Annotated in this window: 19 protein-coding genes; 7 read left to right on the forward strand and 12 right to left on the reverse strand. The window is 54.7% G+C overall.

Annotation, left to right across the window (positions count from 1 at the left end; translation table 11 throughout):
• Positions 1–128: 128 nt before the first annotated feature.
• Entirely contained in the window at positions 129–407 is a 279-nt protein-coding gene (locus AC5TBW_RS06230) for a hypothetical protein (RefSeq protein ID WP_495511229.1), read from the forward strand.
• 597 nt (positions 408–1004) lie between these two features.
• Entirely contained in the window at positions 1005–1460 is a 456-nt protein-coding gene (locus AC5TBW_RS06235; RefSeq protein WP_495511230.1) for a CreA family protein, read from the forward strand.
• 22 nt (positions 1461–1482) lie between these two features.
• On the opposite strand, the gene AC5TBW_RS06240 is transcribed toward AC5TBW_RS06235, so the two are convergent.
• The 3 genes from AC5TBW_RS06240 to AC5TBW_RS06250 form a co-directional block, all read right to left on the reverse strand.
• The gene (locus AC5TBW_RS06240) at positions 1483–2046 is read right to left on the reverse strand and encodes a CAP domain-containing protein (protein ID WP_495511231.1); all 564 of its coding nucleotides are present in this window, start codon (positions 2044–2046) and stop codon (positions 1483–1485) included.
• On the reverse strand, positions 2039–2527 hold the full coding sequence (locus tag AC5TBW_RS06245) for a pyridoxamine 5'-phosphate oxidase family protein (protein WP_495511232.1): 489 nt from the start codon (positions 2525–2527) through the stop codon (positions 2039–2041). Before AC5TBW_RS06245 ends, AC5TBW_RS06240 begins: the two co-directional genes overlap by 8 nt.
• A 78-nt stretch (positions 2528–2605) precedes the next feature.
• Positions 2606–2731 carry a hypothetical protein gene (locus AC5TBW_RS06250; RefSeq protein ID WP_495511233.1) on the reverse strand — a complete coding sequence of 42 codons (126 nt, stop codon included), beginning with the start codon at positions 2729–2731 and terminating at the stop codon, positions 2606–2608.
• Between the two features lie 14 nt (positions 2732–2745).
• Between AC5TBW_RS06250 and AC5TBW_RS06255 the strand changes: the two genes are divergently transcribed.
• Positions 2746–3000, forward strand: a complete 255-nt coding sequence (locus AC5TBW_RS06255) for a DUF333 domain-containing protein (protein WP_495511234.1) — start codon at positions 2746–2748, stop codon at positions 2998–3000.
• Positions 3001–3018: 18 nt separating this feature from the next.
• Here AC5TBW_RS06255 and AC5TBW_RS06260 read toward each other — a convergent pair whose 3' ends face one another.
• On the reverse strand, positions 3019–3339 hold the full coding sequence (locus AC5TBW_RS06260) for a hypothetical protein (RefSeq protein WP_495511235.1): 321 nt from the start codon (positions 3337–3339) through the stop codon (positions 3019–3021).
• Between the two features lie 211 nt (positions 3340–3550).
• On the opposite strand from AC5TBW_RS06260, the gene AC5TBW_RS06265 reads away from it, so the two are divergent.
• Entirely contained in the window at positions 3551–4519 is a 969-nt protein-coding gene (locus AC5TBW_RS06265; protein WP_495511236.1) for a GlxA family transcriptional regulator, read from the forward strand.
• Between the two features lie 105 nt (positions 4520–4624).
• A complete protein-coding gene (locus AC5TBW_RS06270; protein ID WP_495511237.1) occupies positions 4625–5581 on the forward strand; it encodes an ABC transporter substrate-binding protein in 957 nt (318 codons plus the stop codon).
• 68 nt (positions 5582–5649) lie between these two features.
• Here the strand turns inward: AC5TBW_RS06270 and AC5TBW_RS06275 are convergent, their stop codons facing one another.
• Genes AC5TBW_RS06275 through AC5TBW_RS06290 form a run of 4 tightly spaced genes read right to left on the reverse strand, consistent with a single transcriptional unit; the run spans position 5650 to position 8784 of the window.
• The gene (locus AC5TBW_RS06275; protein WP_495511238.1) at positions 5650–6471 is read right to left on the reverse strand and encodes an alpha/beta hydrolase fold domain-containing protein; all 822 of its coding nucleotides are present in this window, start codon (positions 6469–6471) and stop codon (positions 5650–5652) included.
• Positions 6472–6485: 14 nt separating this feature from the next.
• On the reverse strand, positions 6486–6941 hold the full coding sequence (locus AC5TBW_RS06280) for a thioesterase family protein (protein WP_495511239.1): 456 nt from the start codon (positions 6939–6941) through the stop codon (positions 6486–6488).
• Complete coding sequence (locus AC5TBW_RS06285; RefSeq protein ID WP_495511240.1) at positions 6941–7894, reverse strand: L-carnitine dehydrogenase; 954 nt, start codon at positions 7892–7894, stop codon at positions 6941–6943. Before AC5TBW_RS06285 ends, AC5TBW_RS06280 begins: the two co-directional genes overlap by 1 nt.
• Complete coding sequence (locus tag AC5TBW_RS06290) at positions 7891–8784, reverse strand: beta-keto acid cleavage family enzyme (RefSeq protein WP_495511241.1); 894 nt, start codon at positions 8782–8784, stop codon at positions 7891–7893. The genes AC5TBW_RS06285 and AC5TBW_RS06290 overlap by 4 nt, the downstream gene beginning before the upstream one ends.
• Positions 8785–9073: 289 nt before the next feature.
• On the opposite strand from AC5TBW_RS06290, the gene AC5TBW_RS06295 reads away from it, so the two are divergent.
• Both AC5TBW_RS06295 and AC5TBW_RS06300 read left to right on the forward strand, forming a co-directional pair.
• Positions 9074–10351 (forward strand): PQQ-dependent sugar dehydrogenase, encoded by a 1278-nt coding sequence (locus tag AC5TBW_RS06295; protein WP_495511242.1) that lies wholly within the window; start codon positions 9074–9076, stop codon positions 10349–10351.
• A 116-nt stretch (positions 10352–10467) separates the two neighbouring features.
• Complete coding sequence (locus tag AC5TBW_RS06300) at positions 10468–10794, forward strand: c-type cytochrome (protein ID WP_495511243.1); 327 nt, start codon at positions 10468–10470, stop codon at positions 10792–10794.
• Between the two features lie 60 nt (positions 10795–10854).
• Here the strand turns inward: AC5TBW_RS06300 and AC5TBW_RS06305 are convergent, their stop codons facing one another.
• Genes AC5TBW_RS06305 through AC5TBW_RS06320 form a run of 4 tightly spaced genes read right to left on the reverse strand, consistent with a single transcriptional unit; the run spans position 10855 to position 16796 of the window.
• Positions 10855–12054, reverse strand: a complete 1200-nt coding sequence (locus AC5TBW_RS06305; RefSeq protein WP_495511244.1) for a lipocalin-like domain-containing protein — start codon at positions 12052–12054, stop codon at positions 10855–10857.
• The gene (locus tag AC5TBW_RS06310) at positions 12051–14531 is read right to left on the reverse strand and encodes an ABC transporter permease (RefSeq protein WP_495511245.1); all 2481 of its coding nucleotides are present in this window, start codon (positions 14529–14531) and stop codon (positions 12051–12053) included. Before AC5TBW_RS06310 ends, AC5TBW_RS06305 begins: the two co-directional genes overlap by 4 nt.
• A complete protein-coding gene (locus tag AC5TBW_RS06315; protein WP_495511246.1) occupies positions 14528–15193 on the reverse strand; it encodes an ABC transporter ATP-binding protein in 666 nt (221 codons plus the stop codon). The genes AC5TBW_RS06310 and AC5TBW_RS06315 overlap by 4 nt, the downstream gene beginning before the upstream one ends.
• A gap of 43 nt (positions 15194–15236) precedes the next feature.
• Complete coding sequence (locus AC5TBW_RS06320) at positions 15237–16796, reverse strand: sensor domain-containing diguanylate cyclase (RefSeq protein WP_495511247.1); 1560 nt, start codon at positions 16794–16796, stop codon at positions 15237–15239.
• Positions 16797–17192 lie beyond the last annotated feature (396 nt).

Below are 17192 nucleotides of genomic sequence, written 5' to 3' on the forward strand. Positions count from 1 at the left end.
CCCCTCTCCTATAAAGTAGCATTCATTTCCATTAGGCAATTATTTGCCCGTTTGGCTAGGTAATTGCTATTAGTTCCCACGCCGCATCCTCATACTGCATCGACAAATAATAATTAAAAGGAATGACCGTGCTTATTAAAGCCAGGATGTTGATGCTGGCGCTATGCTTCTCAAGCGTGGCAAATGCTGGACAGCCGATGGATGCCTCTGAAAACTGGCTGACACAAGCCGAGCTGGCAGTTGAAGAGACTGAATGTGACCTGACGTTCGACACGATTTCAAAAGAGCTTTTCCTAGCCCAAGGCGGATGCTGTAAAACATGCTCCAAAGGCAAGGCATGCGGTAACTCTTGTATCAACCGTGACTACACCTGCCACCAACCGAAAGGGTGCGCTTGTGATGGTTAAGGGAAGAACGTTCTATTACGATCCATTAGCCTGCTTTTTGCGGGCTAATGCGTTGTGGGATTGGCAGAGTAGGTAGACGTAGAGAACGGCTGTTAGACATGAAAAACATAAGCGGTGACGCTTGGGAGGGGGTTAGCGGCGATGAACTATCAAATAGAGTTTAATGTGACAAAAAGCTAGAGTGGCTGGGTTATAAAAAGCCATCCCTGGCCTGCCGCGTGCTCCTGTTCCTTCCGCCATATTTCTTCCCTGGCTCAATCCCTTGAGCGAGTTTTTCGTACTCCTTGTACGCGGCATGCAGTGGCGAAAGCACACGGTAATTCATCTTCATAAAAGATGATGTAAGAGATCTCTGTCACGCTTGTAAGATATGGCTTACAAAGGGTTTAAATGGCGTTTAAACGTGATGATGCGGGAGGCAAACATGAACGGGGCATCGGCTGCATTGTGGTTGAACCTCATATTGCCGATAAATTTAGCTGCATCAGGTATGCTCTTCGCCTGCCCATCACCCACTGGCATTTGCTAAGGAAGCTCTCAATGTCTTTACCTGAACGGTCTTTCTCGAAACGCGTCGCTGTTAAGGCGCTCGTTATTATGTTCGCTCTGCTTCCACCTACGCTATTCGCTCAGGATGCTCATATTGGCAGCGTGCGAACGGAGTTCAAACTATTGGGCCCGAATAACACCATTGAAGTGGAACGCTTTGATGATCCAAAGGTGCAGGGCATTTCCTGCTACATTTCTTATTCCCAAATTGGGGGTATTACGGGGGCGGTGGGGCTGGCAGAAGAGGCTAGTGAAGCCAGCGTGGCATGTCGGCAAACGGGGGAGATAATCTTCGAGCCTGCCGAAGTGGAGGAGCAGGAGGTGATTTTTACTCAGCGCCGCTCTGCGCTATTTAAGAATATGCGCGTTGTCCGTATGCATGACACGGACACTCAAACCTTTGTTTACCTGACCTACAGCACCAAGCTGGTAGACGGCTCGCCTAAGAATGCGATTACGGCCGTCCACTACGGTGGTATTGGTGCGAGTGAAATAGGGGAGTGACCTGTACTCCATTGCTGGGCGCTCAGCGCGGGTTGCCGAGCGTTTGTGTCCAGTAAGTGGAGTAACGAGAATCTGGCTCGGTTGCTTTTGCCATGCCCATTTCGGTAAAGGTCGCGTTCATAATGTTTTGGCAGTGACCGGGGCTCTCTAGCCAGCCGTTTACCACGGCGGAAACGGAGGTGTGGCCTGCGGCGATATTCTCGCCCACTGCCTGCCAGGTGTAATCCTGGTTGTTGACGCGTTGCTGAATTCCCACACCCTTAGGGTCGGTATGGCTAAAGTAGTCGTTCTCGGCCATATCTCGGGAGTGCAACTGGGCAGCTGCTTCCAGTTTGCAGCTCCAGGCTAACGGCTCCGCTGCTTCATAAGCTTGATCGCCACACTGCCTCGGTTGGCGTCGTGCTTCGTTAATGCCTGACAGCATGGCCTGCTTTTGCTCGGTTAGTTCACACTCACTAGAAACGCTGGTACCGTCACTCTGGGTGTCGTCAGTGGCCCATGAGCTGCTTGAGCCCACGAGCATGATCACTAGTAAGCTGAACAGCGCCCCGACAGAAGCGGGGCACTTAGAGGTCAAGTTAACCACCGAACTTTTCATTCTCACCTAGATTTGGGGTGGCATCTTTCTTGAGATTGGCCTTGGCAATCTCGTAAAGCTGGAAGGCCTTGCTCTCTTCGGCTTTCCAGTGCTCGCCCATGTGTACTTTGATTTCCAGCAGTGCGACGTCTGGATCATCCTTACCTTCCGGGAACCAGGCGGCGATGAACGGGTTCCAGTATTTTTCGATCAGTTCTCGGTTATCGATCAGGTTGGCTTTGCCCGATAGCGATACGTAAACACCCTCTTCCTGATCGGAGAAGCTTAGGCAAACATCGTGATCGCTCGCGGCCTCCAGCACTTTTTCAGAACTGCGACGGGTAAAGAACCAGAGGGTGCCGTCATACTCTTCCTGCACTAAATGCATCGGACGGGCTCGGGGCGTGTCATGGTCGGATGTGACGAGCATGCCGACTTTAATGTCTTTGATCATTTTCCAGATCTTTTGCTTATGTTCAGGGCTGGACATAGCTTCACTCTCCATATGAATTTGTTAATGCAAGTCACCATCGACAATGATTGTACACGGGTGGTGACTGGGTATAGCTTAGCTGTCATTTTCGATATGGGCAAACACGCTAAAGATGTCCGGCACTTCTTGCTCAGAAATATCCTGCTTGATGTGTCTCTGGATACTCACCAGAATCAGAGTGTCGGCTAAGTGTACGGCCAAGAAGGGAGGTTCCTATGCTCATAGGTTCTATATATCGCAACTGTTCAATGGCAGTGTTAATGCTGCTTGCCGGCTGTGCCGCAGGCGGGGGAGGCGCCGAGTCTCAAAACCATATGACCCAGCGCGCTGCGGAATACTGTGAAAGCGTTGGCGGAGATACCGAAGTTCAAGAAACCAGCTTAGGCACCGGTCGTTACTGCCGCTTGCCGGATGGGCGAGTCGAAAATCAGTGGCGGCTTTATCGTATGGAGCGTCTTGATAACGACTAGCACACCTGTTTGACCAGTCTAGCGTTGTTGATCGACGAAACGGTTACGTAGAGCGCTAATCACTAGCGCTAAAACGCCGCATGCTAATGCTGGCAGCAGAACGTCTAAGGCAGAGTCGAGGGTCCAGCCGCCCCAGACGCCCTCGAACATGCCTACCGGTAATGCTTCACCCCACTCCCACCCTCGCTGAATGCCTAGTCTGTACTCATGCTGGGCAACTTCACGGCCGAGTAGTAGCGTAATGGCGATAGAACCGGCTACTCTCACGGAGACCAGCGGCAGTAATGCTATTTGAATGACAAGCGCAATGATGACGTGTTCTAGATGTGTGATATTCATATTGACGCTTCTCGTAACGAAAACGCTTTCGGCGAGGAGGGGGCTATTCATTTCTCGCTGAACGCCCTAATTCAGGTAATCGATGATTCATAGAGTTACTGATATTGACTAAACAAGGTGGGATTATTTTTCCATGAGTTACCGACCTTGAGAGCCTAACACGCTATGGTGGCGAACTTTCTAAATTAAACGTTATGTCTTAGGCAGTGCTATGCGTCTTAGTTACCAAGGCCCGCTACCTGAAATGGTGGGCTTTTTATTGTTGCCGCAGTATTCGATGATGGCATTCTTTGCTGCGGTGGAGCCGCTGCGGATCGCTAATCGCATTGCCAACCGTCCGCTGTTCGATTGGACCTTGATTAGCGCTGACGGCGGGCCGGTCACGGCATCCAACGGTATGACGCTGATGGTGGATCAAGCCACGGCGGATGTTCATCATCTGCCTTCACTGGCGGTTTGCAGCGGGTTTACGCCGGAAGCCCATCTCACTCGGCCATTAATGGCCTGGCTTCATCAGTTAGATCAGGCGGGCTGCTGCTTGGGCGGTATTGATACCGGGGCATTTTTGCTCGCGGCCACCGGGTTGTTAAAACACGAGCGGGTGGCGCTGCATTGGGAAAGTTTGCCCGCCTTTCGTGAGCGTTTTCCGGGCATTGATACCACCGATGAGCTTTACGAGCTGGGTGAGCGGCGCTTCTCCTGCGCGGGCGGGGCGGCGGCGATGGATATGGCGCTGGAAGTGATCGCGCGACGGCATGGCGCGAAGCTTGCCATCGATGTATCTGAGCAACTGATCCATGACCGAATACGCACTCGCAGCGATCAGCAGCGCATGGCACTGGTGAAACGCCTTGGCACCCATAACCGGCGAGTGGTTGAGGCGGTGGCGCTGATGGAGCAGAACCTTGAAGAGCCGCTTCCCCTTGAGGAGGTCGCCAGCCGGGTAGACGTATCGGTTCGCCAGCTTCAGCGCTTATTCGAGCAGGAGCTGAACATGACCCCTCGGCAGTGGTATTTGCAACTGCGTATCAAGCGCGCCCGTCGGCTGTTAGCGGAGACCGATTTAGCAGTGCTGGCGGTGGGCTTAGCCTGCGGGTTTAGCTCGTCGTCTAGCTTTGCGCGTTCGTTTCGTACCCATTACGGCTATTCGCCTCGGCAGGTGCGGGAGAAAAGCGTTTAAGGCTCAGTGGTGTCGTGTAGAGGCTGGTAAGCGTCGCTTTTTGCCTAGTAGTGGGGAGGCAGCCGCGCATACTAACTAAACCCAACTAATAAGAGGTTTAACCATATGATGTCTGTCACTACTCGCTCTACTACCACCAAGTCGTTGTCGTTAAAAGCAGGCTTTTTATTCGCGGCATTTGCTGCCACGCCTGCCATGGCTGAGCTCGATGAGTTGCGCTTTGGCGTGCCGCCATGGCCTGGAGTCACGGTAAAATCAGAAGTCGCTGCCCAACTGCTTGAGACCATGGGCTACGAAACCCGCCAACAGGATTTAGCGGTCAGCGTTATTTTGGAAGGCTTGGCGCGTAACGACCTGGAAATCTATCTAGGTGGCTGGTATCCGGTACAGACAGATATGGTTGAGCCGCTGGTGGCCGACGGTAAAATCGAAAAAGTGGTTTCCAATATCACTGGGGCCAATTCCGGGTTAGTGGTTCCCCAGTATGTTTACGATGCAGGCGTCACCACGGTCGCTGAATTAGCGGAGCACTATGATCGCTTCGATGGCGAAATTCAGGGCATTGAAGCGGGTACCGGCATTAACGATGCGATTCTCAACGCCATCGATAACGACCTTGCGGGTCTAGGCGATTGGCAGCTGCGCGAAAGCTCGACCTCGGCGATGTTGGCCCAGGCGGAGCAGAAAATGGCCGACGAAGAGTGGGTGACCTTTGTCGGCTGGGAGCCTCACTGGATGAACGTGAGCTTCGATTTGGCCTATTTAGCCGACAGCGATGATGCGGGCGTGGCTAACATTGAAAGCACGGTGTGGACCATTACCCCGGCAAACCTAGCCGATGAGGCCCCTCAGGTTCACCGCTTCCTATCGCAATACGTGATCGATATTGAAGACCAGAATGAGTGGGTGCACGAGTACAGCTACGAAGAGCGCCCGGCGGATGAAGTGGCGAACGAGTGGATTGGCAATAACCTTGATACTGTTGCCGAATGGTTAGACGGTGTTGAAACTCGTGATGGCAAATCCGCTATTGAGCAAGTGCGCGCCCAGTTCGATTCTTAATAGTACGGCGCTTAACAGTACGATTGTTACAAGCATGACGCTGGCTAACTGAACTGCTAAACGGCGCCTTATTGATTAAGGCGCCGTTTTAGTGTGTGGCAAAAGTCCAGCCAGGCGGCACTCATGTCGGGTAGCTTTGCGTGGGCATGCAGCGCGCCATGCACCATTTCCGGCGCGCAGCGATAGCCAATGGACGCGCCCGCATCCTGCCAGTGTGCCACTGCGGCTTCGATAGGCCACGTTAACGGATCGTGCTCCACCGTGAGCACTTCAATGCTACTCGCAGGAGGGCTGCGATCCCGCTGGGTGGCGATAATCTCAGGGCACTGTTCACGAATACGGAGCACGTCGCTGCGTGATAGCAGCGGTGCATCATCACCCAGGCATTTAAGTGATAGCTCGCCGACCGGTGGGTAAATCAATCCCAGAGGCGGGGCTTCACTAAGCTGATGGGCAAGATCGATAGCCAATCGCCCGCCCGCGCTGTCACCCACCAGCACAACAGGTTGAATGGCTTCTAACACCGCTTGGCAGTCTGCCAACATGGCGGGGTAATCTACCTCTGGTGCCAGCCGATAGTTAACGCTCACCACTTCACGCTCAAGCGCTTGTGCCAGGCTGGCGGCGGGGCCGTGATGGCTCTCCACTGAGCCGATCGTAAAACCGCCGCCATGGATAAACAGCACGCAGCCTTGTGCTCGTCGTTGGGGGATAAAGCGGCGCACGCTAATACCATCCAAACCGCTATTATCGACCCGCATTCCCGCCGGGTCGGGTGGGGCGAAGGTACGACATAGCTTATCGTAAGCTCGACGCGCTTGAGGCAAGGGCAACTCCTCCATGGCTTCCAGCCCTGTGCTAAAGCGCTGAATAAAGGCGTCTATGTGCATTGCTGTGGTAACCCTTAGCGTCGAATACCTATGGTACGGCCAGCTAGTTCCGGCCAGGCATCGCTATCTGCCCGTGGCAGTTCAGCCATGCGATTCGCGACCGCTTCAGGAAATGGGCTTGGTCGCCCTGAGGCTTGCTTCATGCCCATCAGCATCTGTTCGCTGGTCGCCAGCAGATTGCCTTCGTCATCGAACATGGCGAAAAACACGTGCATGCGTTTTGTATCGCTATCGAGCAGCGTTAGATCAATATTGAGCGGCTGGCCTTGGTGCGCCTCGCGGCGATAGCAGAGGTGAGTTTCCAGAGTATAGATCGTGTAGCCATAGTGCTCACGGCCCGCTTCGTCTAAGCCTATCTGGTCAATCAGCGCTTCGCAGGCCTGGGAAAAGACGCGGGCGTACTCCGCGTCGTTCATGTGACCGTTGTAGTCGACCCACTCGGGCGCGACGTGGGTTTCATGGATGATCATTAAATGCGTCCCTTTAGGCCTTCGGCTTCTGGCCAGTATTTTTGCACCACTTCCAGAAGCTCGACTAAAAAGTCATCCCGACGCCGGTCCAGCGTGGCCACTGAACGGCCTGCGGCCTGGTGCTCACAGCCTTCGACCACTTTGTCGATTAGCTCGTCGGTGAGTTCCGGGGCTTCCAGCTTGGTCCAGGGTAGTTTTAGCGCGGGACCAAACTGCTCCAGCATATGGCGCATCCCTGGCTCGCCGCCCGCCAAGTGGAAGGTTAAAAAGGTGCCCATCAATGGCCAGCGTAGCCCGCAGCCGTACACCACCGCCGCATCGATCTCTTCGGTGGTGGCCACGCCATCGTTGACCAAGTGCAAGGCTTCACGCCACAGCGCTTCCATCAAGCGGTCGGCGATATGGCCCTCTATTTCACGGCGCACCACTAGCGGCCGCATGGCGAGCGACTGATACAACCCTTGGGCGCTGGTGATCTGGGCGGGCTGGGTGGCCTCACCGCCCACAAGCTCTACCAATGGCAGTAAATACACCGGGTTGAAGGGGTGAGCGACGATTACGCGCCCAGGCGCTTGTTGGCACTGTTGCTGTAGATCGGTGGGCTTAAAGCCGGAGGTGGACGAGCCAATAATGACGTCTGGTGCAGCAGCGGCGTCGATAGCGGCTAAAATTTCTTGCTTTAGCGGTAGGCGCTCGGGCACGTTTTCCTGAATCAGATACGCACCGTTCACGGCCTCTTCAATCGTGGCCGCAAAAGTTAGCCGCTCAGGGCTAGCATTGGGCGCGAGGCCGAGCTGGGTTAACGAGGGCCAGGCATTGTCGATAAACGATTGCGTGCGCGCTGGTGCGTTAGTATCTGGGTCGAAGGCGACGACATCCCACCCTTGGGCGAGGGCGCGGGCAATCCAACCGTTGCCAATCACACCGGTACCGATGACGGCTAAGCGGCTCATTGGTCACCTCCAGATGGGTTACGTAACTTCAAATGGGCCCGGGTTTCTGCAGGTGTCATCACCCGGGAACCAAGATTCTCAATAATAGTGGCAGCTTTCTCGACCAGTTGGCCGTTGTTAGCCAGCACGCCTTTCTCCAAAAACAGGTTATCTTCCAATCCTACCCGTGCGTGGCCACCCAGCAGCACGGCTTGGGCGACCATGGGCATTTGATGGCGACCAATGCCAAAGGCGGCCCAGTTAGCGTTGGCAGGTAACTTGTTGCGCATCGCCAGCATGGTTTCGGTGTCGGCTTCTGCGCCCCAGGGAATACCCAGGCAGAGCTGGTAGAGCGGGTCGCCATCGATCAAACCCTCTTTCTGAAGCTGGCGGGCAAACCAGACATGGCCCAGATCAAAGCACTCCAGTTCAGGCTTAACGCCTGCGGCTTGCACCAAGCGGGCGTGTTCGCGCAGCCAGTCCGCAGGGTTGACGTAGACCATGTCGCCAAAGTTGAGACTGCCGCAATCCAACGTGCACAGCTCGGGCAGAAGTTCGCCGACCGGGGCGTGACGTTCGGCGGGCGTTTGGATATCGGTGCCAGGGCCGCCGCGTGTGGGGTCTGTGGCATCGGGTATCCAGTCGCCGCCGCCGCCAGCGGTGATGTTCATGACGATATCTACATCGGCCTCGCGAACGCGCTCCATGACTTCGCGAAACTGTTCGGTCGAGTGGCTGATACCACCGGTTTCCGGGTCGCGAACGTGAATGTGCGCAATGCTTGCCCCGGCACGGGCAGCTTCAATACAGGACGCGGCGATAGCTTTGGGCGTCACTGGCACATTCGGGTTTTTAGCGGTGGTATCCCCGGCGCCAGTGACGGCACAGGTGAGAATGACATTGGGATTCATAGCGCGCTCTCTAATAAGCAATTTATTCGCTTACCAGTGTGTCGCGATGAGCGAACAATAGTTGTCGAAAAGCGTCATTCACTATACAAAATATGCAGTTTTAGGATTCCATTTGCTACATACCTCACCCCAGCACGCTCATCGATGTGAAGCTGCTCGCTCTAAAAAAGTACTGATTAGAAACTTGGCTAGCGGGAAATATTGACCGCCATGGTTGCCGATCTAAAATTAATAAGCGCAGGACAAAGGTGATAACAACTACAAACAACGTATGGAAGGAGAACCTTCAATGTCCCATAAACCCACTCTACGACCGCTAAGTGCGGTCATCGCTTCTGCGGTGATCATCGGTTATACAGCCGCCGCGACCGCCAATGAGCCTGAACTCAGCTCCACCGAGGTATTGTCCGGTCTTGAAAACCCTTGGGATATGGCCTTCTTGCCCGATGGAACGATGTTTTACACCGAACGCTGTCGCGGCCTGTCGGTAAGACTGCCCGATGGTGAAGTGGAGCATCTGTTGGGAATGGAAGGTACTGATGAGTATGCCACCACCGCCGATGATCTTGTTTGCGAGGGGCAGGCGGGAATGAACGGTGTTGCCATCGATCCAGATTTTGAAGAAAACCGGACGGTCTACGTCTACTCTGCTTCCAATCTGTCTGAGCCACGCACCAACCGTGTGCTACGCATGACGGTAAACAGTGATTTTAATGAAGTAGCGGATCGCACCGACATTGTCGAGGATATTCCCTACAAACCCGCTGCCACCGACCATCCTTTCGGTGATGCCGGCGCCCATAATGGTGGACGTATTCGCTTCAGTCCTGAGGATGGCTACCTTTATGTGACCACTGGCGACAACCATAATAGTGAGATTCCACAATCACCGGTGCTGCTTGGTGGCAAGGTGCTGCGCATTGATCGAGATGGCGCGGCTGCCGAGGGTAATGAACCGCCTGAGGGCTTCGATCCACGGATCTATACCTATGGCCACCGCAACGTACAGGGCATCACCTTCCACCCTACCACTGGGCAGCCTATCGTAACCGAGCATGGCCCCTGGCATTCGGATGAGATCAATGCACTGGTCAATGGTGGTAATAGTGGATGGGATCCGAAACCCAACATGGCTGGCCGTGGCGACTGCCCGGACGATTACTGCGGTTATGAACCTAATCAGACCGAGGGGATGGATCCAAAAGAGCGGGCGGCCTATATGCCGGTGACAGATACTGAAACCTACCCAGACGCTATGCAGCCTGCCTGGCAAAACGATGGGCTTTCTCAGGGCATCTCTTCTGCCGAGTTTCTAACCGGAGAGCAGTGGGGCGACTGGGATGGCCGCCTGGTTGTTGGTTTTATGGGCATTGGTTTTGGAGGTACGCCGGTAGGACAACGCATTAATCTGATTGATATTGCGGAGGATGGTCTTTCGGTCAATGACGTTGCCGAAATGCCACTGCCCATGGGGGCGGCTCGCTTCCGGTCATTAGTGTTGGGCCCGGATGGCGATCTTTATACGGCAGTTGATGAGGGTTACATATACCGCATCACGCCGGAATAAGTTTTTTTTGCAAATGCGCTTTTTCAGCCGCGCTGGCGTTTGGCAGCGCGGCTGCACACTTGTTTCAAGCCGCCTCACGCTTTTATTCAAGACCACTCTAATGGGAATAGACCATAATGAATACGTCACTATTTATCGTTATTGCGGCTGCGCTGACGATGGGGTCAACAACGGGGCAGGCGGCAGATAAGAGCGCCGGAGAAGCGCTGTTTACCAACGCATGTGCTCAATGTCACGGTCCAAATGGGAAGGGAATGGCTAGCTTTCCATCGCTTAGCGGACGGGACGCGGATTACATCACTTCCCGCCTTGAGACGTACCGGGCAGGGGAGAAGGTGGGGGCCAACTCCTTTCTGATGATCCCCAACGCCACCGATTTGTCGGATGATGATATTGCTAATATTGCCGCTTTTATCACAGAGAGTGCAAAGAGCGCCGAATGACATGGCTGTTTAAAACACATAGCTGTGTAAATGAGTCGTTTAAATGACGCCACTTTCTTATTAATACCCGGTCATTTCCAGATATCCCTCGCCAAGCGGTTCGCCGCTGGCGCGGTCACTGATGTTCACTTCACCTTCCCAATAAGGCACGCTGGTAGGCATCCAGCGGTTGGCGTAGGGCGCTTCGACGTTAATATCGACGCCCGCTGAGGGCACTTCCAGCCGCCAGCGGGTGGGGATTTCGCGCCCGGCCACAGTCGAGGTTGTCAGTGAAGTCATGATGATGTCGGTGTTTGCCAAAGGAGTGGCGTCGCCTTGAGGGGTAATCCATGTGCCTGAGCGATAGTCAGCACTATGTTCTTGATCAGTGTCGTCGCCACCGCCACGTAGCTGAAACGCCATCAGCTTGTGACCGTCATTAAAATGCAGCGATAGCCAATCCCAACCTGACTGACGGGCATCAAGTAGCTGGCTGCTCCACTCTCGATCAAGCCAGCCTCGCCCACTGACGGCTTTGGTCTCGCCGCTAAGGGTGACATTGCCGTCTATCTGCCAGAAGGGTTGGCTGTAGTACATAGAGCCCTGTCCATTGGCGGCTTTCTGGCTGAACCCTTTGTCCCCATGCAAAACCAGCGGCCCTTCGGCGGTAAGCGTTAACGAATACCCAAAGCGAGACTCGCCTTCGCCGCTGTAGGCGGTGAGCGTTAGAGGACTAAAATCGTCGTTGCCGACTTCTTTGCTCGCTTCAAGCTGCCAATCGTCTAACCAGGCACGAAAGGGGCTTGAGATGACGCCCGCTTGGCTATCCTGGGGGATGGTCAGGTCGGTCTGAGAGTGGCTGCGCCCGAAACGCTCGGCGACTTCGTGCTGTTCGCCCTGGGAGATCGCCATATGCGCCATCCAGAGTTGGTCAGCCGCCCAGGGGGTGGGAGCGGGACGCTCGCTGGGCGGCATTAACGCCTGACGAAAAAGCGTCCACTGCAGGCCTAGTGGCTCTCCGGCAGCGTCTTCAAGATTGGCGGTTAAGTACCACCATTCGATACGGTAATCCGGGTGGGCGGCGTGATCCGTTGGGAATGAAAGTAACTGGTTTGGCTCGGCATGTTGAAATCTATCAACCTCCAAGCCAAGCCCGGCAAAGCCTGAGTCAGCCGACGACGTCGATTCTTCTGAACTGCAGCCGTAAAGCATCAGCGTCGCGGTGAACGCCAGTGGAAGACGGAAGTTTTGCAGTCGACTTAAGCATTGATTAAGGCTCATTGATTGGCCTCTTCTGCTAGTAAAGTTCGCGGTGAGGTGCGCCAAAAGCGCAGCGCAGGCAGTGCAGCAGATAAAAGCGCCACAGCAACAGCGGTCGCCAGGGTAACAGCCATTTCCCAAGGGAACAGATAGAGCGGCAGGCGCCAACCAAAGGCAGCCACATTAATGATTGCTACCAGGCCCCAGGTGATCGCAACACCCAGTGGTAGTGCCAGAAGACCGGTGACTAACGCCGCACCCCCCAGCTGTAGCAAGCTTAGCTGAGCCAACTGTGCCCTAGACACACCCAGCGCCCAGAGCGGCGCTAGCTGTTGGCGACGGCTGCGGGCCTGGGCGAGCAGGCTAGCCAGCAGCGCCAAGGCCGCGACTGCTAACGTCAACGCATTGAGGGCGCGAGTAATGGTAAAAGTACGCTCAAAAATCTCGGTGGCGATGCGCTTGATCTCACGCTGGTCGCTGAGGGCCTCGCTGCCCAGGCCAAAGCGTTCGGTAAGTGCTTTACGCAGTGAATCCACATCGGCATTGGGAGACAACACCACGCCCATCGAGCTTGGCGGGGCATCAAAGCGCGCGGCAAGCTGGGACGATGCCATAAGAATCTGCCCGCTGGGATTGCCGTAATCAGGGTAAGTCGCGGCGATGGTCAGCGTTTCATAGGCGCCTGGCGCGCGAAGGTTTAGCTGATCGCCGGGGGAGAGGTTCTCTGCGGTGGCGAGTTGTTCGTTAACAAAAGCCGCGCCATGGTCGAAGGCTGCCCAGGCAGTGTTGCGGTCTTGCCGGGTCGCCAGAAGCGGCCAGTGAGGTGTCAAAGATTCGCCTGGCGTAATGCCATAAAGCTCGATAGGGATGCCTAAAGCGCGACTGCCTTCGGGCGTGATGATGGACTCAAGGATGGCATCGCTTCGCCGAGTGAGCAGGCGCTCTGATACGTCAGGGCGGTCAGCCAGCCAGGCATCAATGTCTGCATATTGCTCGGCGGGAGCATTCAAATAGAGTGGGGCAACCAAGCGCTGATCCAGCCACTCTAAAAAGGTGAGGCGAAAACCACCGACCATACTGCCAACCCCTAGGTTGGTTGCCAGGGCTATAAGTAGGGCCATCATGGCGAGCGAGATCTTGGGGAGCTGAAGCTGCATATCCGCCAGTGCCCAGTGAATCAGTGGGCGTCGTCGGACGAGGTGTGTCAGCACTTTCAACGCGAGGGCTAGCAAGGGAGGTAGCCACAGTGCGCTGGTCAGCAGTAACGCGGCGACCAGTACAAAGCCTGCCACTAAGCCGTCACCTGGGGGCTGAAAGCGAAGCCAAACATACAATGCTAGCGCCACGCCCACCGCGAAAGTACCGCCGATACTCATCAACATTAACTGCCGGCGGTAACCGCTTCGCCAAGCCTGCATCTGGCCTAATTCCAGCATGTTCAAGCGGGCAGCGCGCCACAGCACGCCGCCGCCCGCCAGCAGTAGCCCACCAAGACTAACCGCTAGCCCGCCAACCCAGTAATGCCAGGGCAAATTGAGCTCTCTGCCAACGCCTGCGCCATACAAGGAGCTTAGGGTGGCCGCTACATCGGGCAGTAATAGGCGTGCCAGCCATACACCGCTGGCGATACCAGCAGCGGCACCTATCAGCCCGAGCAGGATGAGTTCTACGCTGAGTGCTAGAACCAAACTGCTTCCTGAGACCCCCAGTACCCGTAGGGTGCGCAGCATGCCCAAGCGTTGCTCCAAGGCCAAACCTAGCGCGGCCTGCACGATAAATAGCCCTACGACCCAAGCGAGTAGACCCAACGCCGTAAGGTTTAAGTGGAAACTTTCGGTAAGTTGACCGGGGGTGGCGATTCGTCTGGCCCGGGTGAGCGTTAATCCGGCCGGTGCTTCTGCCAGTGCTCCCGGCGCGGCCACAAGGCGCGTGATCACTTCACCGCTCTCAAGTAATCGCGCTGCGGCGGCGATATCCATCATCAGCGTGTCGGGCGGTAGCGCTGGCGATGATACGAGAGGCGGGAGTGATTTGCCGTTCGCAAGGGTCGTGGTGGCCGTTAAGGCATCGGGGGCTGCGCGTGTTTGCCATGGCGGTATCAGAAAGTCGGTTAACGATCCCGAGGAGTCTGTTTGGGCCAGCGGGTTATCACTGGCAAGGGTCAGCGGATCAATACCGATCAGTGTTAGCCGGGTGCCATCTTGAGTGACGATTTCACCCTCTAATATGGGCGAAACAGGCAAGCCTGCTTGGCGTAGGGCGTGATAGTCCGCACGGGTGAGCGGAGCGCCATCGCGTCGCTCAAGCTGATCGAGCTGGGTATCGAACATGGCATCCGCGCGGGCGTAGCTATCGCGAGCCGTGGCGTTGATGGCTTGAATGCCACTCCACAGAGCGCTGGCTACCCAAAGACCGAGCAGCAGCATGGCTAATTGACCAGGGTGACGCCGGTAGTGGGCAAGCAGCGTTGCCACCACCGTGGGCAGAGCTTTTATCATATCGCGGTGTCAATTAGTTGCCCGTGGCGTAAGCGCAGGCAGCGATCTAGCGGGGCAGCTACCTGAGGGCTGTGCGTGACAACGAGTAGGGCGCACTGGGTTTCACGCACCAGGCTTAATAACAGTTCAAGTACTTCACCAGCGGTGGTTTCATCCAAGTTGCCCGTGGGCTCATCGGCTAATAAAAGCGGAGGGCGGGGGGCTAAAGCGCGGCCAATGGCCAAGCGTTGTTGTTGCCCGCCGGAAAGCTGTTCTGGGTAACGTTTTTCCAGTCCCTCGAGCCCCAGCCGTGCAATTAAATAGGCTGTCCAGTCCGTATCGTCGCGGTTGGCCAAGCGAGCCTGCAGGCGCAGGTTGTCGGTGACGGTTAAGCTGGGAACCAAGTGAAATTGCTGAAAGACTAAGCCCAATTTTTCGCGGCGTAGTTTGGCGCGGGCGGATTCAGCTAACATTGATACGTTTTGTCCCGCGAGGGTAATACTGCCCTGGTCGGGTAGGTCTAGCCCAGCCGCAAGGTGGAGTAGGGTGGATTTGCCGCTTCCCGATTCGCCCATTAATGCGAGGCTTTGGCCCGGCGCTAAGCAAAGGGACACATCGTCGAGTACTTTTAGTGGGCCTTGAGGCGTCGTATAGGTTTTATGGACCTGATGAAGTTCCAGCATGGGCTGCCCTTATTGCTGATGTAGGGGCTTACAAAGCAGCAAATTAATCGTTAATAGCAGCGTCTGGGCCGCCTCGTTCACCATAAACCGCTATGCCGCCACGCCCTGTACGTTTAATGAAATACATACTCTTATCGGCCGCATCAATCAGCTCGTCGGCACTGCCGAACCCGCCGTCATCCAGGCAGGCAATACCAATGGAAACAGAGACGTGGATAGGGTCTTGATCATCGTGAGCCATCGGGGTTTTTTCCAAACGTTCAGCAATGCGCTTTGCGAATACATGAGCAGTTTTGGCGTTTTCATCCGGCAAAATGACCAGGAACTCTTCACCCCCCCAACGCCCGGCCAGGTCCCCCTCACGAATTAATGCCTGTAGCGTTTTGCCGAATTTTTCGAGCACATGGTCGCCCATTTGGTGCCCGTACTGATCGTTCAGCTTCTTGAAGTGGTCAAGGTCAATGAACACCACTGACATGATGCGAGACTGCTCTTGGCATAAGGCGAATCGCTGATGCATCTGTTCTTCGAGCCAAGCACGGTTTGCAATGCCAGTGAGTGTGTCTGTTCGTGAGCGCTCTTCCAATTCATTTTGTCGCTGACGTAATGAGGCAAGCTCAGCCTGTTGAGCATCAAGACGCGCATTGAGCTGTAGCGTTTGTCGAAACAGCAATTGCTGCGCTTCAGCCAGCAGGGATTCATTATCTTGCAGTGGAGGAGCTACCATTTGCAGCATCTCGGCAAGGGCGGGTAACTGTTCTTGAATATTCTCCAATAAATGACGCAAAGAGATCGAGTGGGCGCTCTGGTAGGTTTCAAAATCGCGTACTACGGAGACTAGCGACTGCGCCGGATGTGGTGAGAGCAAGGCATCGGCAATGGGGCCGGATAACTGAATGCAAAGCATGTCCGGCACGGTAATGTCGTATTCACCATGGCTATCACAGATACGTTGAGCGAGAGGAGCCGGAACGCCCCATTTAGCGGCAAGCCAAGCACCTACTTGAGAATGGTCACAGCCAAACAGTTGTTGCTCAGACTCTATCAGTTGACGATGGGTTAATGTTTTTTCGTTGTATAAGTTATTAATTTCTAATGGATAAGTTGCCCTAAGTGCCATAATGCCAATGTCTTGGAGTAGCGATGCCGTGAAAACGGGCCCCGCCATCTCCGGGCAGAGGTGAATAGCAAGGTGCCGCGCGGCTAAAGACGCGATGATAGAGCGCATCCATACTCGCTGATAGTGAGCATCAACTCCTCTGTTTTGAAGCAGACTAAAGCTCATTACCGCCGCCAGCGTGGCGTCTAATCCCAACCGGGCAGCCGCTTCATGACACGCGTGCACCTTTATATGGCTACGCGAGAAAAAGACGCTGTTGGCAAGGGTAATGATGCGCATGGTCAAGGCTGGATCGCGCTCAATAGCATTGGCGTAGTCGTTGACCGAAGGTTGATCAGTGCGCGCGATTTTCAATACCTTGATAGCGACAGTAGGGAGAGTCGGCAGGTTGGGACATTTGAGCAGATCAGATATTAAAAATGGGGGTAATTCGGTCGTTAAGATCAGGTCTTTTGAGTTGTCCTTTACCGGAATGACCTGCATTACTCTCTCCTAACTAATATTGGCTTCCAGCCGATTCTTGGTACTAGTCATATCGGGCGGTGCTGGTCGTATTCAATCACTTGTTTTAAACCATCATAGCTAAATTTGGCTAATTTGCGTGGTGCCTTATCATGAGGCAATGACATTTCACACCACAAACCTATTATATGCTCGAAAGATAAACACTGTGCTTGATATACATTAGGCTTAGTTGACGCCTGGCTTTTGACTCAAAATGACCCATCCAGGCTATACAAATAGTTAGCTGACAAAGAATTTATGTAGGATGGTCATTGTTATCAAGGCTATACGTAAAAAAGCTAACCTAGATATCGGCTTTTTGTAAGCTATTTCTTAGGTTTTTGTAAGTTATTTCTTACAGGGAGGCAGGTATTG

The sequence above is a fragment of the Vreelandella sp. ssv genome (assembly GCF_059448525.1).

What these genes read in the sequence shown, in the direction of transcription:
- AC5TBW_RS06290 (WP_495511241.1), bottom strand. Translation starts at nt 8,784, where the DNA reads ATGAATCCCAATGTCATTCTCACCTGTGCCGTCACTGGCGCCGGGGAT.
- AC5TBW_RS06265 (WP_495511236.1), top strand. Translation starts at nt 3,551, where the DNA reads ATGCGTCTTAGTTACCAAGGCCCGCTACCTGAAATGGTGGGCTTTTTA.
- AC5TBW_RS06270 (WP_495511237.1), top strand. Translation starts at nt 4,625, where the DNA reads ATGATGTCTGTCACTACTCGCTCTACTACCACCAAGTCGTTGTCGTTA.
- AC5TBW_RS06305 (WP_495511244.1), bottom strand. Translation starts at nt 12,054, where the DNA reads ATGAGCCTTAATCAATGCTTAAGTCGACTGCAAAACTTCCGTCTTCCA.
- AC5TBW_RS06320 (WP_495511247.1), bottom strand. Translation starts at nt 16,796, where the DNA reads ATGCAGGTCATTCCGGTAAAGGACAACTCAAAAGACCTGATCTTAACG.
- AC5TBW_RS06260 (WP_495511235.1), bottom strand. Translation starts at nt 3,339, where the DNA reads ATGAATATCACACATCTAGAACACGTCATCATTGCGCTTGTCATTCAA.
- AC5TBW_RS06310 (WP_495511245.1), bottom strand. Translation starts at nt 14,531, where the DNA reads ATGATAAAAGCTCTGCCCACGGTGGTGGCAACGCTGCTTGCCCACTAC.
- AC5TBW_RS06255 (WP_495511234.1), top strand. Translation starts at nt 2,746, where the DNA reads ATGCTCATAGGTTCTATATATCGCAACTGTTCAATGGCAGTGTTAATG.
- AC5TBW_RS06300 (WP_495511243.1), top strand. Translation starts at nt 10,468, where the DNA reads ATGAATACGTCACTATTTATCGTTATTGCGGCTGCGCTGACGATGGGG.
- AC5TBW_RS06235 (WP_495511230.1), top strand. Translation starts at nt 1,005, where the DNA reads ATGTTCGCTCTGCTTCCACCTACGCTATTCGCTCAGGATGCTCATATT.
- AC5TBW_RS06285 (WP_495511240.1), bottom strand. Translation starts at nt 7,894, where the DNA reads ATGAGCCGCTTAGCCGTCATCGGTACCGGTGTGATTGGCAACGGTTGG.
- AC5TBW_RS06275 (WP_495511238.1), bottom strand. Translation starts at nt 6,471, where the DNA reads ATGCACATAGACGCCTTTATTCAGCGCTTTAGCACAGGGCTGGAAGCC.
- AC5TBW_RS06295 (WP_495511242.1), top strand. Translation starts at nt 9,074, where the DNA reads ATGTCCCATAAACCCACTCTACGACCGCTAAGTGCGGTCATCGCTTCT.
- AC5TBW_RS06280 (WP_495511239.1), bottom strand. Translation starts at nt 6,941, where the DNA reads ATGATCATCCATGAAACCCACGTCGCGCCCGAGTGGGTCGACTACAAC.
- AC5TBW_RS06315 (WP_495511246.1), bottom strand. Translation starts at nt 15,193, where the DNA reads ATGCTGGAACTTCATCAGGTCCATAAAACCTATACGACGCCTCAAGGC.
- AC5TBW_RS06245 (WP_495511232.1), bottom strand. Translation starts at nt 2,527, where the DNA reads ATGTCCAGCCCTGAACATAAGCAAAAGATCTGGAAAATGATCAAAGAC.